At 46.0% G+C, this 19,405-nt stretch carries 18 protein-coding genes; 7 read left to right on the top strand and 11 right to left on the bottom strand.

Features of this window, described 5'->3' with window-relative positions:
• Window positions 1–45 precede the first annotated feature (45 nt).
• Window positions 46–630: an NAD(P)H-dependent oxidoreductase gene (locus ACLIIY_RS22985; RefSeq protein ID WP_005375454.1), complete on the bottom strand. Its 585-nt coding sequence runs from the start codon at window positions 628–630 to the stop codon at window positions 46–48.
• Window positions 631–900: 270 nt separating this feature from the next.
• On the opposite strand from ACLIIY_RS22985, the gene ACLIIY_RS22980 reads away from it, so the two are divergent.
• The 3 genes from ACLIIY_RS22980 (at window position 901) to ACLIIY_RS22970 (ending at window position 2,755) form a co-directional block, all read left to right on the top strand.
• Window positions 901–1,242 (top strand): ArsR/SmtB family transcription factor, encoded by a 342-nt coding sequence (locus ACLIIY_RS22980; protein ID WP_009706198.1) that lies wholly within the window; start codon window positions 901–903, stop codon window positions 1,240–1,242.
• Between the two features lie 85 nt (window positions 1,243–1,327).
• Window positions 1,328–2,383 (top strand): ACR3 family arsenite efflux transporter, encoded by a 1,056-nt coding sequence (gene arsB / locus ACLIIY_RS22975; RefSeq protein ID WP_005435488.1) that lies wholly within the window; start codon window positions 1,328–1,330, stop codon window positions 2,381–2,383.
• Between the two features lie 153 nt (window positions 2,384–2,536).
• Window positions 2,537–2,755 carry a hypothetical protein gene (locus tag ACLIIY_RS22970; protein ID WP_005435487.1) on the top strand — a complete coding sequence of 73 codons (219 nt, stop codon included), beginning with the start codon at window positions 2,537–2,539 and terminating at the stop codon, window positions 2,753–2,755.
• Between the two features lie 35 nt (window positions 2,756–2,790).
• Here the strand turns inward: ACLIIY_RS22970 and ACLIIY_RS22965 are convergent, their stop codons facing one another.
• Complete coding sequence (locus ACLIIY_RS22965) at window positions 2,791–3,573, bottom strand: helix-turn-helix transcriptional regulator (protein WP_038895500.1); 783 nt, start codon at window positions 3,571–3,573, stop codon at window positions 2,791–2,793.
• A 37-nt stretch (window positions 3,574–3,610) separates the two neighbouring features.
• Complete coding sequence (locus ACLIIY_RS22960; protein ID WP_434529498.1) at window positions 3,611–4,144, bottom strand: YbhB/YbcL family Raf kinase inhibitor-like protein; 534 nt, start codon at window positions 4,142–4,144, stop codon at window positions 3,611–3,613.
• Between the two features lie 189 nt (window positions 4,145–4,333).
• Here ACLIIY_RS22960 and ACLIIY_RS22955 point away from each other — a divergent pair, with 189 nt between their 5' ends.
• The gene (locus ACLIIY_RS22955) at window positions 4,334–5,125 is read left to right on the top strand and encodes a PhzF family phenazine biosynthesis protein (protein ID WP_434529497.1); all 792 of its coding nucleotides are present in this window, start codon (window positions 4,334–4,336) and stop codon (window positions 5,123–5,125) included.
• Window positions 5,126–5,242: 117 nt separating this feature from the next.
• Here the strand turns inward: ACLIIY_RS22955 and ACLIIY_RS22950 are convergent, their stop codons facing one another.
• The 8 genes from ACLIIY_RS22950 to ACLIIY_RS22915 all read right to left on the bottom strand — a co-directional run bounded on the left by ACLIIY_RS22950 (window position 5,243) and on the right by ACLIIY_RS22915 (window position 14,627).
• Window positions 5,243–5,605 carry a RidA family protein gene (locus tag ACLIIY_RS22950; protein WP_005534602.1) on the bottom strand — a complete coding sequence of 121 codons (363 nt, stop codon included), beginning with the start codon at window positions 5,603–5,605 and terminating at the stop codon, window positions 5,243–5,245.
• 14 nt (window positions 5,606–5,619) lie between these two features.
• Window positions 5,620–6,666, bottom strand: coding sequence for a lactonase family protein (locus ACLIIY_RS22945; RefSeq protein ID WP_434529496.1), 1,047 nt, complete (start codon window positions 6,664–6,666; stop codon window positions 5,620–5,622).
• A gap of 79 nt (window positions 6,667–6,745) precedes the next feature.
• A complete protein-coding gene (locus tag ACLIIY_RS22940; protein ID WP_434529495.1) occupies window positions 6,746–9,199 on the bottom strand; it encodes a beta-N-acetylhexosaminidase in 2,454 nt (817 codons plus the stop codon).
• A gap of 90 nt (window positions 9,200–9,289) precedes the next feature.
• Complete coding sequence (locus tag ACLIIY_RS22935; protein WP_038895507.1) at window positions 9,290–9,919, bottom strand: bifunctional 4-hydroxy-2-oxoglutarate aldolase/2-dehydro-3-deoxy-phosphogluconate aldolase; 630 nt, start codon at window positions 9,917–9,919, stop codon at window positions 9,290–9,292.
• Between the two features lie 16 nt (window positions 9,920–9,935).
• Entirely contained in the window at window positions 9,936–10,880 is a 945-nt protein-coding gene (locus ACLIIY_RS22930; protein WP_434529494.1) for a sugar kinase, read from the bottom strand.
• A 102-nt stretch (window positions 10,881–10,982) separates the two neighbouring features.
• On the bottom strand, window positions 10,983–12,503 hold the full coding sequence (locus ACLIIY_RS22925; RefSeq protein ID WP_038889690.1) for a sodium:solute symporter family protein: 1,521 nt from the start codon (window positions 12,501–12,503) through the stop codon (window positions 10,983–10,985).
• 234 nt (window positions 12,504–12,737) lie between these two features.
• Entirely contained in the window at window positions 12,738–13,130 is a 393-nt protein-coding gene (locus tag ACLIIY_RS22920) for a RidA family protein (protein ID WP_045486620.1), read from the bottom strand.
• A gap of 51 nt (window positions 13,131–13,181) precedes the next feature.
• On the bottom strand, window positions 13,182–14,627 hold the full coding sequence (locus ACLIIY_RS22915) for an N-acyl-D-amino-acid deacylase family protein (RefSeq protein WP_047513934.1): 1,446 nt from the start codon (window positions 14,625–14,627) through the stop codon (window positions 13,182–13,184).
• 179 nt (window positions 14,628–14,806) lie between these two features.
• Here ACLIIY_RS22915 and ACLIIY_RS22910 point away from each other — a divergent pair, with 179 nt between their 5' ends.
• The 3 genes from ACLIIY_RS22910 (at window position 14,807) to ACLIIY_RS22900 (ending at window position 19,083) form a co-directional block, all read left to right on the top strand.
• Window positions 14,807–16,078, top strand: coding sequence for an amino acid deaminase (locus ACLIIY_RS22910; RefSeq protein ID WP_434529493.1), 1,272 nt, complete (start codon window positions 14,807–14,809; stop codon window positions 16,076–16,078).
• Between the two features lie 89 nt (window positions 16,079–16,167).
• The gene (locus tag ACLIIY_RS22905; RefSeq protein WP_005425077.1) at window positions 16,168–17,031 is read left to right on the top strand and encodes a MurR/RpiR family transcriptional regulator; all 864 of its coding nucleotides are present in this window, start codon (window positions 16,168–16,170) and stop codon (window positions 17,029–17,031) included.
• A gap of 420 nt (window positions 17,032–17,451) precedes the next feature.
• Window positions 17,452–19,083 (top strand): methyl-accepting chemotaxis protein, encoded by a 1,632-nt coding sequence (locus ACLIIY_RS22900; protein ID WP_434529492.1) that lies wholly within the window; start codon window positions 17,452–17,454, stop codon window positions 19,081–19,083.
• The last annotated feature ends 322 nt before the right edge of the window (window positions 19,084–19,405 follow it).

Genomic DNA, 19,405 nt, shown 5'->3' with positions numbered 1-19,405 from the left:
TCCATCTCAATTCATCATTCAGTTCGCACTATGTTTCTAAAAGGATTAGAAGTTTTCGTTAATGTGCGCTTCGAAACGAACAAAATCGTTTTCGATATCTGCGTTCTTCATCACATCGTAACACGCGAATGTAGGCAGTGCTGACATACCAAAGAAGCGGAAGTTAGCGTGCATGTGGAACATCAAATCGTCCACGCCTTTACCTTGGAATAGGTATTCGTTCTCATCATCAAACGATTCTTCTGGCGCGTTGAATGTCAGTGACAGCATGTATTTGCTGTTGGTTTGAGTACCGCCTGTACCATAATTTTTCTTTGGTTCTTCTGCGCTACGGCCATCAAATGCACACAGTGCGCCGCCCATACCCGCAGTAAACACGTCGTCCATGTATTTTTTGAATGACCAAGGCACAGACATCCAGTTGATTGGGCTTTGGATGATCACGCGATCAGCCCATTCAAAGTGTGCGAGTTGCTCATCTACGTTGATCTCATCTTGCATTGTCACAACGCGAACCTCATGGCCTTTTGCTTGCAGAAGCGTCTGTGCTTTGTCGACAAGAGAAGCGTTTAAACGACCTTCTGAGTATGGTGATGGTTCGTGTGCATTGATGATCAGTACGTTGCTCATGGGATTACCTTTAAATAAGTTCACAAGATGACGCAATAACCATTGTGCGTCGGATGTGGTTTATTATGGTAACCTAGAAATATAGTGCAATTAGTTAACTTTTAGTAACCTACTTAATTTTTGATTATCTCTATGTTTTTAAAAGATATATTTTTTCAACTTTTTATTCATCGTTATTTCCCGATTGATTTTTTCATCGATTTGTTGCATCTTCCACAGAGCAGGCGTACACTTTATCGCAATTCGACGATTAACTATTAAGGCCAGCGAATGAGTGATAAGTGCAACGACACGTGCGAAGTTGTTTTTCAGACAACGCAACAACAGCTCGAGAAAGAACAAACTCTAGCAGCACAAGCAAAAGCTTTGTCGCATCCTGCACGTTTGCGCATTCTGCATATCCTGCACACGCTCGATACCATGGGCGGTTGTTTGAACAGTGATTTGGTTTCTGAACTCGGTCTTGCGCAATCTACTGTTTCCGAGCACTTGCGCATTCTAAAGCAAGCTGGCTTTATCAGCGCCGAGCCAAACCCACCTAAGGTGTGTTACCGCATTCAACGCGACGCTTTTGATCAGTTCAATCTAGGATTTTCCAAGTTATTTGATTAATTCCCTTTGCACGCTGATCAGGCGTGCAGAGATAAACTATACCTTTAACTATCGTCTTTCGACGATAAACGAATAAGAGAACACTATGACTACTCAAGTTTTAAATAGTGCCAGCGACAAAATGAGCTTCTTGGACCGTTACCTAACGGTGTGGATTTTTGTTGCAATGGCAATCGGTGTAGGTATTGGCGCAGCATTCCCTCAAGTTGCTGAGTGGAACGAGTCAATGTCAGTTGGTAGCACAAACGTACCGCTAGCGATTGGTTTGATTTTGATGATGTACCCGCCACTCGCAAAGGTGAACTACAACCTGCTAGGCACAGTGACGAAAGATAAAAAAGCGATCACGCTGTCTTTGGTCATGAACTGGATTGTCGGCCCTATTTTGATGTTCATCCTTGCATTGACTTTCCTAGGTGATCATCCGGGTTACATGGTCGGCATCATTCTGATCGGTCTTGCTCGTTGTATTGCGATGGTATTGGTATGGAACGATATCGGTGGTGGTAACAAAGAATACGGCGCAGCCCTAGTTGCACTAAACAGCGCTTTCCAAATCGTGACTTACAGTGTGATGGCATGGCTGTTCATCACTGTGTTGCCACCAGTCTTTGGTTACGAAGGTTTCGTGGTTGATATCTCGATGATGGACATCGCGGAAAGCGTTCTGATTTACCTTGGTATTCCATTCCTAGCGGGCTTCCTAAGCCGTAAATGGTTGGTCGCTGCGAAAGGTGAACAATGGTACAACGACGTGTTCATCCCACGCATTTCACCAATTACGCTTATCGCCCTACTTGCGACCATCGTACTGATGTTCAGCTTGAAAGGTGAAATGATTCTTGAACTGCCAATGGATGTATTCCGTGTAGCAATTCCACTGGCTATCTACTTCGTGTTGATGTTCTTTGTCAGCTTCTTCGTTGGTAAGAAAATGGGCATCGACTACGACAAAAATGCGTCGATTGCCTTCACAGCAACAGGTAACAACTTTGAATTGGCAATTGCGGTTTCTATCGCGGTGTTTGGCCTAAACTCAGACCAAGCTTTTGCTGGTGTCATTGGTCCACTGATCGAAGTGCCTGTATTGATTGCTTTGGTGAACGTAGCACTCAAAATGAAGAAGAAATACTACAAATAACCAAAGGTTATAGTGACTTGAAAGCGCCCGTCGTTAAAGCGATGGGCGCTTTTTTATATCCGCTCTAGGCATAGGCTTATTAACAAATTCCTATTTGCTAACTCAAAGTTTTGAACAATGTTTTAAATTAATCATTCACATAGGAGTTTGAGTATGAATTTAGAATATAAAAAACTGAAGTGGCATGCTGTTCTCAAGCTTTCACAACAGACGATTAAATACCTTGAAGAAGAAAACAGTACGAGTTGGAGTGACGTTGATAAAGTAAAAGCGAACGTCCACGCTGCAGAATTACTGCAACAGCTTTTGTCTGATTTGGCGATTGCAGATTCGAAAGCACCCACTGCGTTGCACTCGGTAAAACGCGCGTAAGCGATTAAACGCGCACAAGCAATTTTTCGCTAGCGCTAACTGACCACAACCGTTTTGATGTAGTCACTCGGAGTCAATCCGAATTTGCCTTTAAAGCGTTGACTAAAACGCCCCTCGGATTGATAGCCGCAAGACTGAGCCAACAGCGCGACGTTGTAATGGCCATTCTGCATCAAATACAAGGCATGATTTAAGCGCACTTCCGCCAGCACTTCCCGATACTGAGTGCCCTCTTGCTTGAGCTTGCGAATCATGGTCGCACGGCTCATGGCAAAACGTTCAGCCACCAGCTCTAATGGGTGTTCCTCTCCTGGAGAATGCGACAAATAACGGCTCAGCTTCTGGCTGAATGTTGTGTTCGCACTCGCAAACAAGTGATGCAACACACCACGCTCAGCAAGTTGTTGATACAACCCCATTACCCAGAAGGTTTGGGTCTCTTTGCTCATGGTTTGTTGGTCAAACGAGAACAAAGCATTGAGCGTGTCTTCCAAGGCTTTATCGGCTTCTAATGTCGGCTTTTCTTCACCCTTGTCAATGCTCGCGCTAAGTTCAAGCATTGCTTCTGACGGCAAACAATGAAAACTGAACATTCTAGAGAGAAACTTACCTTTTTGCGGTAAGTTCTCAAAACTCAATGATGCAGAAGCCTCACAAAGCAGCAACTCAGAATGGGAAAGATCCAGCGCCGATTCTTTCCAGAAAAGACGCTTACTGCCCGTGATGATCTGAATGATACTTGGGGAATGGATCTTCACATTACGCAGTTTCTGTAACTGCTCGGCACGAAACAACGTGACTCGATATTGATGGCTCATCTATTCCCCTCGTTTTTTATCATCTATCTATTACGGCTTAACGTGTGTACGTCGCCGTCAGTTTCGCTTTGTCTAATGCCATGCTGTTAAGCGTAAAACCAACCACAGCAGCCGGTGTGTTTTCATCTAGGTTTAGCTTCTCGGTTGGCAATGCCCAAACCGTAAATTGGTAGCGGTGCATGCCGTCAGCTTCTGGTGGGCAAACGCCACCAAAACCAACCGTTCCGTAGTCAATACGCGACTCTTTACCGCCCAATTTTTCAATGTTCACTGCGCGTGGCAGTTCACTTACTGAAGCTGGAATGTTAAACGCAACCCAGTGCCAGAAACCACTGCCAGTAGGTGCATCAGGGTCATAAGCCGTGATTGCAAAACTCTTAGTTCCTGCTGGCGCGTCCTTCCACATCAATTGTGGAGATTGGTTGCCGCCATTACAGCCCCAGTTGTTGTATTCGAAGGTCTTCGCCATAGGATGACCTTCTTGGATGTCTTTACTGGTTAACTCAAATGCTTGTGCTGAACCCACTGCCAATAAGCTTAATGCCAAAACCGATATAGTGATTGCTTTCATGATGATGCTCCTATTTCTTAAGTTCGGAATAAGTGTATGTCCCAAAAGAAACAGCAACCTATCATTAAGTATCAACAACATTCATTTTAAGCCAACCAGTGATACTTTTCGTAATATTTTTAAATTCGTGCTTATCGACGACTTATTTGGTTTATGCTGATTAGCCCAAAAGCAAACAAGGAAGCGTAAATGGAACTGGATATCTACGTGGTGGACGCCTTCACCGATACGCAATTCAAAGGCAACTCTGCAGCAGTGGTACCGTTAGAGGAATGGCTTGCTCCAGAGTTGATGCAAAACATCGCGGCAGAAAACAACTTGTCGGAAACGGCTTTTCTAAAATCCATTGGCGCAAACCGATATGAGATTCGTTGGTTCTCTCCTATAACTGAAATCGACTTTTGTGGACACGCCACACTGGCCTCGTCGTTAGTTCTGTTTGATGAGCTTGGCATGATTGGCACGATTGAGTTCCATACTCAAGAAGTAGGAACGCTCACCGTAGAAAAGAATGCGCAAGGTAAGATTGAAATGACGTTCCCTGCTCGTCCTCCAAAAGCAGTTTCTGATATTCCCTCGGCATTAATTGAAGGCTTGAGTTGCGATGTGGAACGCGTACTGCTTAGCCCCCAAGCGTACTTCGTGGTAGTCGACAGCCAACAAGAGGTAATTGAGGTTCATTACCGTTCTGAGCACCTCAAGACACTCGCTCCTTACGATGTGGTCGTAACTGCGAAAGGCGATCAACAAGACTTTGTATCGCGTTACTTTTGGCCTGCAAATGGTGGCGATGAAGACCCGGTAACCGGCTCGATTCACGCTGGATTAGCACCATTCTGGGCAGAAGAATTAGGCAAAACATCACTGGTTGCTTATCAAGCTTCTCAGCGTGGAGGCATTTTGCACTGTGAAGTAAACGGCGAACAAGTAAGAGTATCTGGCGACGGCGTGCTCTACATGAAAGGCAAGATTTTTGTGTAGACCTTTAGCCTGTCTTTAGCATTAGCCCAATAAAACAAAGCCCAGCGTTATTGAACTATATAACGCTGAGCTTGAGGATAACGCTGGGCTTGATGGTTTAATTAGGGTAATGTCGAACTACTGGAACTTCTCACCCGCAGCAGCAACAAACGCCATTTCTACCAACAGTTCAGGATTCGCCAATTCAACTTTGACGCAAGCACGGCTTGGTGCGCAGCCCTCAGGAAACCACGCATCCCACACTTCATTTAGGGCATCGAAGTTCGCAAAATCCGTCACGTAAATCGTCACAGATAGAATGCGCGACTTGTCACTATCAACACTGGCTAGCATTTGCTCGGCTTGGTCGAAAATCTGTTGTACTTGCCCTTTCATATCCGCAGTGGTGTCAGCTTCCGCCACTTCAACAAAGTTGGCGATGCCATTGAATACCGTTACATCTGACCAACGTTTGCATGGATTAATACGATGAATTGTCATGTTATTTCTCTTAATTACGGCTTCTCAACCAAACACACAGGCGCACCGATGTCGCACGAATATCCGGTTGGAGTGATAGCGCCAGTTTCCGGATTCCTATGGAAGCTAGCGACATTATGTGAATGTTGATTAGCAACGAGCATCCACTGCCCGTCACGGGATAAAACAAAATCTCTTGGAAACGCACCGCCACAATCGGACGCGGCAATTTGAACCGGAATATCACTCGTTACATCAAATGTACTGATCAGATTTTGCGCACGGCATGAGACATAGACAAAGCGCTCATCCGCAGAAAGACGAATTGCAGACGCCGCTTCTTTGTTCTCTTCATCGGCTAGCAGTTTAACTTGTTGAGTCAGATTCCACTGTCCGCTTTGCTTACGAAGTACCACCAGCGTTTCAGACAATTCGCAAACAACGTACGCGACAGACTCATCACGATTGAAGATCAAATGACGAGGCCCAGAGCCAGCAGACATAGCGATGCTTTGAGAAAGTGAAAACTTAACTGTCTCACCATTATTGTCGTAGTCATAGAAGTGAACGCTGTCTGTGCCTAAATCGACCACAGCCAATTGAGCGGAATGTTTTAGAAAAGTGACTTGATGGGCATGAGGTGAAGTTTGACGGTCAATATTCGGCCCATTGCCTTCTACATACAATTCTGCAATGGATTTCAAAGGCTTACCTTGCTCATCAAGTTGGTAAACACTTACATTGCCGGAACCGTAGTTTGCAACAGCGAGTAACGGTTCTTTAATGTCGATATGGCAAGGGTAGTCACCTTCAATTGGCAGTGCATAGCGGTCTGTTTTTTCAGCAAATATCAGCTCTGCACCTGCCAAGCGCTCTACTTCATTAAAGGTATATAAACCCTCTCCTTTGAGCGCAAGGTAAGAAGGGTTACGAATCGTTTTTACTGCGTCTGGAACAAGTTCATTAATGAGCGTTAATGCGCCAGTAGCAGTATCGAGAGAAACACACGCAATGCCCTGACTTTGGCTTGGTGAATCGGTATAGGTGCCTACATAAAAATGTAAGTGACCATTTACTATCATGGGAAACCTTTGGGAGATAAAAGAGTGCTTAACCGATAAGATGCCGCCTGCGTTACCAGACGGCAATCCCTTTTAGTTATCAATCGGTTAAAGTGTGAAGCAACTGCTCGGTTGGTACTACGATGGCGACAATCGTTTCATCAAAAATAATCGCATTTTCATTGATGATGCGTTGATACGCTTCAGCGTCAGATTGGCTAATGTCACTGCCCTGCTTGGCGAGCTCAATCAAGGTTAAACCTAAATCGGCAACTTTGATTGCGGCATCTGCAACTGGCACCGTTTCTAGCGACGCTACGTTGGCCGCGAAAATAGGTTTGGCTTGCTGCGCCGCTAACTTAACGCTCTGATAATGCATCGCTAACGCATCCAACGCAGCTTTATCACCTTGAGCATAAGCTGCGACCAAATCTTTCATCTCGTACACTGCAAGGCTTTCTACTGGCAGTGCATCCGCAAAGCGGTTTAATCGCTCATACTGATTGTATAAATCGCCTTCGTTTGGCGTAGAAATCCACTTCTCCCAATGACGAGCGTAATATTGAGCCGGCTCGATGTACTTCGCTAACGTTAGTAGCGGCGTTTCGTCCGCACCATTGGCAAGACGTTTTAGCATCATATTGGCATCGGCGTGATGGCGTAGACCAAGCGAAATCTCAGACCATGTATCCATCACCGTCATGCGCTTGTACATGCTGCGCTCATCGGTTAGCTCCTGACTCGACCATAGACGCTCAGCAATCGCGTAACTTCGTGGCCATAAGCGTTGCTCGATGGTCATTGAATCGAGGTTCTCACCCCAAATTGTGATTTCTCCACCTAAGATTAGCTGCTGTTCTTTCTCGGTCAACTCAGCCGGATAACCACCTTTCGGCTCAGGAATGACGCCTCCTGCCATGTCACTGCTCGCGACCAATTCTCCAGTCGCAGGCCAACGCACATTACCAATCAATTGGTAACTGGTGTCTTTCAACTTGCCGTCTGCAAAGTCATAGTTGAATTCGGTGTAAGACATAAAGTTATCGAAGTGACCTTTAAACTTCACACCTGGCACATACTCGATGATGAACACCTCTTCGCGCGACTTACCGTTGTAATCGGTAAACGCACGGTAGCTGCCGTCTGTCGCTTCAATAATGGTCAGATTACCTGTACGTGGACCACCTTTGTTGCGTGGTTTCACCCAGTCATAAGTCGCGAATTTCTCACCTTGATGAAGTTGATCATCAACGGTGATTCCTTTCGGCATTGGATCATTGCGGTAGTGGTAACTGGTTGGTTGTGGTTGGTCTAGGTAATAGCCTGTTGAGAGAATACCTTGGTAGCCCTCTTTTGCTGCTCGACCGATACTGTCGTGCCCTTGCCAGCTTTGAATCACAATCGAGGTTGGAAGGTCTTTGTGCCAGATTTCATCCCAGCCAGTCATCTTTTTACCGCGCTGTTCCAGCATCTGTTCAACCTTGGTGTTCAGATACGATTGCAGACCACGCTCTCCATCCAGATTGTTGTCTTTGATGAATTGCTGAATCTTCGGGTTGTCTTTCCACTGTTGGTAATTTGGTTCATCGCCGCCGATATGGAAATACTCATCAGGGAAAAGCTCAACCACTTCGTCAAACACGCTCGCTAGCATCTTGTAGAGTTCAGGGTTGGTCGGGTCCATTAACGGCTCAAACACACCCCAGCCACGTTGGTGCGGATAAGATTGCTCACCCATACCAGACATTAATTCAGGGTAAGCGTGCGCCACTGCCGAAGCATGTCCCGGCAGAGAGATTTCAGGGATAACTCGAATACCAAGGTTGCGCGCGTAATTCACTACATAGCGGATTTCATCTTTGGTGTAGTAATCACCATCTGCGGTGTCTTGCCATAGCTTTTGGTAATTATCGAGCTGGATACGAATCGCTTGGTCATCCCAAATATGCCAATGGAAAACGTTCATTTTTGCTGATGCCATCGCATTGAGTTGACGAAGAATCACGTCGAGTTCAATGAAGTGACGAGAAGTGTCGTAAGAAACACCACGCCAAGGAAAGCGCGGCTCATCTTGAATCGACACCGCAGGCACAAAGTAGCCAGTCGCGTCCGTAGTCACCAACTGCAAGAAGGTTTCTAAACCATGGAAAGCACCGTAAGGGCGTTCGGAGCGAATGATGATCTGACCATTACGCGATTCAAGTTGATACGATTCATCACTGTTAATGTCTTGCACCTCTGACTTGGGTGCATTCCGAATATTAATCACCAAGGTCGCGTCTTTTTCCGACTCGGCATGCCAGTTCAACATCGGTAAGCCGGTTTGGCGATACAGACGGTCCATAGTGCGCTTTGCGTTGAACTGCACGCGCGGTGAATCGTAGCCTTTGATGTAAATGCTGAAGGATTTATCCAGTGTGATTTTACCCTGCCCCAACTCTACATTTTGTGGGTAAGGCATTAGGTTAAGATCGGGGTTGGGAGTCATCGCCATTGCTGCCGTTGGAATTGTGATTAAGCCTGAAATGAGTAGTGCTAATGTACCTTTGTTCATCCGCGCCATCCTGTCGTCGTTATTATTGTTCAACCCAAGTCACGCTATTTAACGGGGTCTAGTGACTTGGGTAAAAGAGCTCTGTTTGAGTTACGCAACCAGCTCTACTGCTTCACGAACCAGCTTACCAATTTCGTCCCATTGTTCGTTTTCAATTAAGCTCGGTGCCACCATCCAAGTACCACCGCAACAAACCACACGGTCGATAGCTAGGTAATCATTGACGTTGTTCTTGCCGATACCGCCTGTCGGCATCAGGCTCACATCAACATAAGGTGCAAGTAGTGATTTCACCATCGCGATACCACCGCTCGCTTCCGCCGGGAAGAATTTGAGGAAGTTCAAACCCAGCTCTAGTGCTTGCTCAACCTGACTTGGGTTATTGACGCCCGGTACGATCGGCATGTTGATTTCTTGGCAACGACGCACGGTATTTGGGTTCAACCCCGGCGCGACAATAAACTCTGCACCCGCGTCTTTCGCTTGGGCGATTTGCTCTGGCGTCAGTACCGTGCCAGCACCGATGCACATTTGCGGGTAAGCATCACGCATGGCTTTAATCGCATCGGCAGCGGCTTCTGTTCGAAACGTCACTTCCGCAACTGGCAGGCCGTTTTCTACTAACACTTTCGCCAGTGGAATCGCGTGCTCAACCTTATTGATTTGAATAACAGGAATAACTTTGAATTGCTGAAGTTGCTGAATCATTGCTTGGGACATAATACGTTCTCGGAAATTATCGAATTAGATGAGTCATGGCGTCGTTTGGAATGATCGCGCCAGGATATTGAATAACGGTTGCCGCTAGTGCGTGACCGAGTTGGGCAGATTGCTCGCAACTTTGTTCGGTCAATCTGCCAGCAAGGTAACCAGCAGCAAAAGAGTCGCCTGCGGCACAGGTGTCGATCACTTTGACGACCTTCTCGGCGGCTACGTAAGCGGTTTGCTTGTCATCACCATGCGACCAAACCAATTTGCAAGGCTCACAGCCACGTTTAATCACGATTTCTCGGCAACCAAAGCGAAGGCAGCGCTGCTCGGCACTTTCCTCTTCACCCCATACCAAGACATCATCGTCTTCCGTGATAAGCGCAATGTCGACTAAAGGCAGAATTTGGCTGTACCAATGCTTTGCCTCTTGTGCAGACCAAAGTTGAGGACGGAAGTTATTATCGAAGATAACCTTGCCTCCAGCTTGTGAGAACTGACTTAACGCCTTTTTAAGCCTTACTTTGCTATCGTCATTTAGAATCGCAATGCTGATGCCACTCAGATAGAGATAATGCAGCTCTCGGTTCGCAATCGCGGCTTCTAATTTGTTGAGCGAAGAGGTAGAGAAGTAACTTTTAACGGCTGCGCTGTCACGCCAATAAAGAAAGCTGCGTTCGCCTTCTTGGTCAGTCTGCACCATGTACAAACCCGGTAGTTGAGCTGGGAAGACCTCGACAAGATCAGTAGCAATGCCTTCTTGTTGCCAGTTTTCCAGAAGCTCTTGAGAAAGTACGTCTTCCCCAAGACCGGTAGCGTAAGACACTTGGACTGGTTGCTGAGCCGTCAGTCGAGAGAGGTAAAGTGCGGTATTGAGCGTGTCGCCACCAAAGCCTTTGCGAATTGGGTCGCCGCTCAGTTCAATCATGCATTCGCCAAAGAAAGCAATTTTAGTCTGGGATGAATCGGTCATCGTTCACCTACTTTGGATAGATTTAGAATGGTGGCTCGGGGGAGCCACCAGTTTGTCAGGAGCTTATGAGCGAGTTTCTGTTCGAGCCGAAGCTCTTTGCTATTAAGCGTTTTGATTTGCTGTTGTGCGGTTTTTTAATGAAGCATCTTCTTCTAGAACACCATCGTCAGACAGTTCCATTTCCATCAGAGCACGCTCATCATCTAGGATTGCTCGTGCCATTTCTGGTGACACTTGGTTAGCTGGAGTCACTAGGCTTACTACCACACCTGCGGTTAGGGCAAACAAGCAAGATGGAATCACTGGGTTGCCCCAGAAAGCGGTCAGGTCAGGGCTCATCATGACTGCAAATGAAGCGATAGACGCACCTGCCAATGTTGCCAGTGCACCTTGCCAGTTGTAACGCTTCCAGAAGCGACCCAACATACCGCACACGAACATGCCAGACATAACTGTCGAGATCATCTTAGTGATGTAGCTAATGATGTCGTTAGAAGTTAGCGCGAACAACAATGCACAACCGATCACTACAACCAAAGCCAAGCGAGAGTAATTCAACATGGATTCTTTGTTTGGCACACGACCGGTGAACATGACGTAAACATCACGCAGTAAGATAGACACGCCCGCAATCGCATCGGAACTTGCACTCGACATGGTTGCCGATAGACCTGCAATCAGAACGATAAGACCAACACCTACTGGCAATACCGTTGCCGCGATGTATGGGAAAGCAAAGTTCGCGTTGTTCAGTTCAGGGTCAATCGCATGCGCCGCCATACCAATGACTGCTGGAATGATAGAGAAGAACAAGTACAGCACACCAGAAGCAACGAACGAACGGCGGATGGTTGATACATCTTTGCCTGAGTAGATGCGTTGGCGGAATGAAGGCGTTGCAAGTACACCCACACCAATCACAACAGCAAGAGAAACCGCTGGGATTAAACCAAGCTTATCAATCGCAAGGAAGCTAACCGCTTCTGGGTCCATGGCAGAGTAGAGGTTATCCAAGCCGCCAATGTGCTGCACTGACAGTACCGCCATTAGAATGAAGCCAACGAATAAGATGATAGCTTGAATGGTGTCCGTCCAAACCACCGCAGTGTAACCGCCAATAACCACATAAATGGTAAACGCTGCTGCGATGATCATCTTCGCAGTGCTCAGCTCAATATCGGCAATCCACGCTAGGTACATACCACCACCAAGGATGTGTGCGCCCAACCAGCCGATAGAAGCGATAAAGATAAGCAGACCAACCACGTTCTTCACGATGCGGTTTGCACCTACGTAGTATGCGAGCTCTTCACTCATGGTCATAAAGTTGAGTTTACGAACTGGCGCAAACCACAGCGCCAATAACAAGATACCAATTGCGCCACCAATGCCGTAAAGCGCACCAGCCCAACCGTTTGAGTAACCAAAGCCAACCGCGCCCATACTTGAGCCCGTGCCAACCATGGTTGCTACCGTGGTACCTAATACGAGGAACAGAGGTAAGCCTCGACCACCGAGTAGAAAGTCTTCACCTGATTTTTGGTTGCGAGAGACAAACCATCCCAACCAAATTAAAAATAAGACATACGCACCGAAGCCGGTAAGAAAAAGTGTACTGTTCATTGAACACCTCTCATATCAAAATCCATCTTTCAGATTGATATAATTCCAGCAGCAAGTATTAGATTTTATTCCAGAAATTATCTAATTTTATTTTTATAGCTTTTGCTAAATATATTAGGCACTACTGCTTTATGAAATTATATTTATGTAGGGAGTGAGAGTGCCAAAAAGATAATAACAGGAAAGTAATTATTTCCGGCACTCTATTTTATTTAATTAGGTAAAGTGTGATTTCTATCGGCGATCTTCGCGGTAGCAAGTCACATCGACTTCGACTTTCACGTCGACCACGAGATCACACACCATGCAAATACGTGCAGGTGGGTGGTCGCCAAAGAACTCTCTGAACACTTTATTGAACGATTGGAAGTAACGAGAATCCGTTAGTACCACTTTTACGTGTACCACGTCAGCTAGCGTGTAGCCTGCTTCTTCCATGATATCGACACAGTTTTGAATCGCTAGGCGAGACTGGTCAATGATACCGCCTTCTACCACTTCGCCGTCAGTCATTGGTGTTTGACCCGAGACGTATAAGAAGCCGCCCGCTTCTGTTGCACGTGCAAATGGTAAATGTTGACCGCCAGTACCTACGCCGCCTTCTACACCATAACGTTTAATTGACATAATATTCTCCAGTGATAATGCTTAATCTATAAAATTAATTAATTTAATAAGTTATTGATGGGTATTATTTCGATAAATAAATACGCCATTTCTATTTTCGGTGACTTTATCTTTTAAATAAGATAACTCGCCATTTACAAATACAGATTCAATACCTTGCGCGACGGAAATTGGATTTTCGAACGTTGCAGTATCTTTAATTGTATTTGGGTTAAATAAAACCAAGTCTGCGTAAGCGCCTGTTTTTATTTCCCCACGATCTTTCAATTGGTAGCGTGTTGCCGACATCCCCGTCATCTTGTGAATCGCTTCTGCCAATGGGAAAAGCTGCTCTTCACGACAGTAATGCCCCAAAACTTTCGGGAATGTGCCCCACAAACGTGGATGTGGGTGCGGGTCGTTTGGTAATCCGTCCGAGCCCACCATAGTCAACTTATACTTAAGTACCCGTTTGACGTCGTTTTCATCCATGCAGTGATAAACCGCACCCGCAGGTTGCAACGCTTTTGCTGCTTCCATAAGAGGCAGTTGCATCTCGTCAGCAATGTCTTTCAGCATCTTGCCAGCGTGTTCAGGTTTACTTTCAGACCAAGTGATGAAGATGTCGATTTCATCCGTCACCTGTTTTAAATCCAGCGTTGAAGAACTGGCAGAATATGGGTAGCAATCGCAAGACACGTCTTGATGCTCAGAAACCTTATCCATCAAATCCAGCACTTCTACCGTGCGTCCCCAGTTGCCTGCACCTGCGCATTTCAGATGAGAAATCACCACTGGCACTTTCGCGTACTGCCCAGTTTCAAAGGCTTCTTCCATTGCGCTGATGATTTCTTCAAACTCGGTACGCATGTGCGTGGTGTAGATACCACCGTGATGACCAAGAATTTCCGCTAGGCGCATCACTTCATCCGCGTTTGCTTGCTTGGCACTCGCATAAGCAAGACCCGAGCTCAAACCCAATGCGCCCTCTTCCATCGCTTGCGCCAGTGTTTGACGCATTTGGTCGATTTCTTCATCGGTTGCCGTGCGCAGTAAGTCATCCATCACGTTGTTACGCAAAGTAGTGTGACCGACTAACGCAGCAACATTGACTGCAGGGTTCGCCGCTTGCACCGCCTTCGCATACTCCGCAAAGGTTGGGTATTTGAAGTCTTCCTGCTTGCCCAATAGATTCATTGGGTCTGGCGGAGTATCACTGAGTACCGCAGGGCTCGCGCTAATTCCGCAATTGCCTACGATTACTGTCGTCACACCTTGGCTGATCTTTGGCAAGCAGTCAGGGTAACGAATCACATTGGTGTCATCGTGCGTGTGCACATCAATAAATCCCGGAGCCAACGCAAGACCCTGACCGTTGATAACCTTCTTTGCAGAAAGCTCGTCTAGCTGCCCTACTTGCTCAATACGATCTTGACGAATCGCAACATCAGCAATGAATGGTGCTGCACCCGTACCGTCAAATACCTCTACGCTTTTGATAATGGTATCGAACAACATACTTCACTCTCTTCGTCCGTCGTTAACATGATTCAATCTTAATAATTCTTGAAATTTAAACAGTGAAGAAACACACAAAAAACTTAGATTTGTTTGATACTTTCTAACATATTATTTATGGTAGTTAGCAACAAACACTTAATATCAATTACTTAGACCATGTTAGAAGTAGGTACGCCATGAAAGACAATCGCCAAAAGTGTGATAAAAACTATCATAATGAGTGTGTTACCACGCCAGGTTACGGAGAAAAGGCTCAACCTGTTGCGTGCAATTCGGACGGGTTACACAGCTTGATCCATGAAGAGATCACCTTGCCCGCTGCAGTGATCAAATCTTCTTCATTGAAGAACAACCTCGATTGGATGCAGCGTTTTGCCAATCAGCACAAAGTGAAGTTGTCACCGCACGGTAAAACCACCATGACTCCCGCTTTCTTCCAGCAGCAATTAGAAAACGGCGCTTGGGGCATTACCGTCGCAACGCCGGCTCAGGCAGAGATTGCGGCGCTAGGCGGAGCGAAAAACATCATCATGGCGAACCAACTAGTCGGGCGCGCTAACATGACCATCATCGCCAACTTGATTGAAACCCATGGAATCAACTTCTATTGCTGTGTGGATTCAAACCGAAACGTCAAAGCGCTAGAGCGTGCCTTCGCTGAATATCAGTTGCCGCTTAATGTACTGATTGAGTTTGGTGTCGAAGGCGGTCGCTGTGGATGCCGAAACCAACAAGATGTGGTTGAGCTCGCCACATTCATCCACCAGCAACCTCACCTTACGCTCAAAGGTATCGAGGTTTACGAAGGTGTCATTCATGGTGACAATGCTGAGCAGGACATCCGTGACTTCCTCAACACCACATTAGAAATCGCAGCCCAACTACAAAACGACAAGTTGATTGAATCTAAACCTCTTGTTACTGGCGCAGGCTCTGCTTGGTATGACGTGGTTTCTGAATGCTTCGCCAACCTAGAAGATTTTGACGCCATCATTCGCCCAGGTTGCTACGCGATTCATGACACAGGCATTTACCTTGATGCACAAAACAAAGTCATGCAGCGCGCTGAAAACAACCAAGGAGCAGCGTGTGATTTAGGTGGTGACTTGGAATCGGCATTAGAGCTTTGGGCTTATGTGATTTCTCGCCCCGAGCCAACCAAGCTAGTTGCTGGCTTTGGTAAACGTGACGTGGCGTTTGATGCCGGATTACCAATCCCTGAGCGCGCATACCGCGAAGGTGAGTCAATCTCTATTGAAAGTGCGGTAACGACCGCGGTGATGGATCAGCACGCGTTCATCGAAGTAGACGCAAACAGCGACCTTCAAGTGGGTGATATGATTGCCTTCTCAACCTCTCATCCATGTTTAACGTTTGATAAGTGGCGTGCCGTGGCGGTTTGTGATGATGAGTATCAAGTCACTCATTGGGTGAAAACCCGTTTCTGATGATGAGCTTAGTGAGGCTTTTCGTTATACTTCATGCCAAACCAGTGGGGGCGGCACAATCGCCTCCATGCAATAGATAGGAACACAGCTTGAGTTTAGAAGTCGATATTATCTCTCAAATCACTGAACGTTTCAGTGCGCTGCGCGATGCCGAAAAGAAGGTCGCGAAGTTGATCATGGACGACATTCAAACTGCCGCCAACGCCAGCATTACTGAGCTGGCAGAAAGCGCAGAAGTGAGTGAAGCCACCATCACCCGTTTTGCCAAAGCTGTTGGCTGCAAAAACGTGCGTGATATGAAGATCAAATTGGCACAAACCTTAACGGTTGGACAACGATTCATCCTTGAGCCACCTGATCAAAGTGGCTACCAAGGCATTTATGAGTCGATCAAGCAATCCCTTGATGTAAACCGCAGTTTGATTGTTGAAGAAGATATCGACACTGCCGTGAACTGGCTGCACAACGCAAGACAAGTGATCTGTATTGGCATGGGTGGCGGCTCAACCATTGCAGCACAAGAGATGCAGCATCGTTTGTTCCGTCTAGGCTATCCTGTTGTGGCGTACAACGATGGCTTGTTATCGCGCATGATTGCGGCGACTGCAGACGCGAACGATGTGCTGGTGATGATCTCAGCCACTGGCTATACCCCTGCCATCATAGAAACCGCGCAATTAGCCAAGCAGTACGGCGTGAAAGTTATTGTGATTACTCCGAAAGACACGCCTTTGACTGAGCAAGCCGATTTGGTTCTGCCTATTGAGCACCAAGAGACGGACTTCATCTACAAGCCATCGGCTTCTCGTTACGCGATGTTGGCTTTGGTTGATGTACTTTCGATGGCGTTAGCCGTTAATCATAAGCGACGCTCGCGCGATAAACTTCGTCGACTCAAAGTTGCCCTCGACTCTTATCGTGGCGGTTTGGAAAGACAGCCTCTTGGTGATTAAACCAACGTGGTCTAGATACCTAAAATCTCGCTCATAAAACTCAAACAATGAAGCCCGATGTTCAGCATCGGGCTTTTATTTTACCGAAATAATACTTCAATTCGGTACGATGTCTTGTTTTAATATTTAGGAAAACTTGCTAACACATAAATAACGAAATTCATCAATAAGAAAATTCTGATTGAATGTAAGGTTATCAAGATTAATACCAATTCGTACTCGAAATAATTTATAAGTTAATTAATTATTTTCCTAATCAATATTGATTAACTATTAACTTATTTTCAAACGAAATATGAACATTAAGTTTCCATTTTATTTTCGTTTCCGATAAAACTATTTGAGACTTTCATCACACTAAATTTCAAATCTCAGGAATAGACTCCGAGCCTTTCAAGCCCCCCAATTTGCAGTGAGTCTATGAAACTTTCTAACCTAAGTATTAAAAGTAAAATCAGTGCGTTGATACTTGTTATCTCCGCTGCCGTCATTGCGTTATCTTTCTTCTTTACCTCTCAAATAAAACTTATTGATGGCAAGATGACAGAATTTTCTGACACCACAGTGCCAAGTATTTTATTGGTAAAAAACATTGAAATCGAAATTGGCACCTTAAGAAAAGACGAATTCTCTTTGCTGACCAATGTAAACCATGCTGAATTTAACACTTGGCTTAAAGGTTTGGATGAATCAGAAAATAAAATCGACGACTATATTGAACAATACGGTAAATCACTTTGGGATCAGCGCGATCGTGATGCTTATAATGAAGTATCGAGTGCGTGGTCAAAATACCGTAGCTTCAACGACAAATATTCAGAGCTATTAACCACGAAACGTATTGATGAAGCCAACGCTATGCTGCTGGATGGTTTTTCAACCTTCCAAGCACTTTCTAGCTCGATTAAAGACCTGGTTGAGTTAAACCAAACCTTCATAAAAGAAGACATCAACAGCACTCACGATGTGGTTGCAGACGCCATCACCTATAGCATTATCGCGATTGTTGCTTTATTGGCATTGAGCTTTGTACTCGGCCTATTCCTCACAAAACAAATCTGTTCTCCACTGCAATACGTGGTCGAAATGGCCTCTAAGATTGCTTCCGGCGACCTTACTTACAAACTTCCGCGCAATAAAATTGGTAACGACGAGCTCGGTTTATTGGCAGACGCCTGTGAAGATATGCAAGCCAAACTACTGAGTCTGGTCGACAGCATCTCTTCTACTACCGCTCAGGTGAGCACCGCCACCGAGGAAGTGAGCGCTATTTCTGAACAAACCTCTTCAGGCATGGATGAGCAGCAGCAACAACTTAACCTGATTGCGACTGCCATGAACGAGATGCAAGCAACGGTGCACGATGTTGCAAGCAACACGGAAGCCGCTTCAGAAACTGCAAACAGTGCCTCTCAAGAAGCCAAAGAAGGCTTAGAAGTGGTTCAAGAGTGTATTGAACAGATCAACGAAGCTTCAGTCGCGATTCAATCTGTTGGCACCATGGTAAGTGAGCTAGAGCAAGACGCATCGAACATCAGCGTGGTGGTTGACGTGATTCAAGACATCGCAGAGCAAACTAACCTGCTTGCTCTCAATGCTGCAATTGAAGCTGCCCGCGCGGGTGAACAAGGCCGCGGATTTGCCGTTGTAGCTGATGAAGTTCGTACGCTAGCGAGTCGCACACAAGCATCGACAGAAGAAATCATTTCTATCATCAGTAAGCTTCAGAACTGCTCGAAAACCGCTGTATCGGCAACAAACAACAGCAGCGATTTGATTCAAGTGTGTGTTGAGCAAGCTCAGCGAGCAGGTACGACGATTGGTCACATCGAACAAAGCGCTGACAACATCGCCGAGAAGAGTATCCAAATCGCGAGTGCGTGCAGTGAGCAGAGCTCTGTGACTGAAGAGCTGCATCGCAATGTCGAACACATCAACCAGTTCTCTAGCGAAGTCGCAACAGGCTCTCGTCAAACCGCGATTGCATGCCGAGACTTAAGTGAACTGGCGGTTGGTCTACAAGAAATCGTTAGTCAGTTTAAAACGGCTTAAACAGCCATTAAAGGTTGCGTTAACTTTGTCCTAGCGCGCTCTGTAAAGCCCGATGCTCAACCATCGGGCTTTGCTTTATCTAGCCGTTTCTTTACGCGTGCACGGTAAACCTGATCCTTGTCTCGATTCTTTAATTTATCTTTTCTAACCCCACCAACATCACGGTAACCCACTATATTTGAATGAGAATATTCTAAGAGACCCATTCAAGAGTGAGGCCAGTTTCAGTAATTAATCAATCGATGAATATTGAAGGAATTAACTTCCTAGCCGGACAAAACTGACTCACGTTACACTGAATGCAGTCCCATACTCTTCTATA

Origin of the sequence: Vibrio sp. K4 (assembly GCF_051122595.1) — a bacterium.
GTDB lineage: Bacteria > Pseudomonadota > Gammaproteobacteria > Enterobacterales > Vibrionaceae > Vibrio > Vibrio owensii.
The sequence above is the reverse complement of the archived record's forward strand: the minus strand, read 5'-3'. Positions and strand labels throughout refer to the sequence as shown.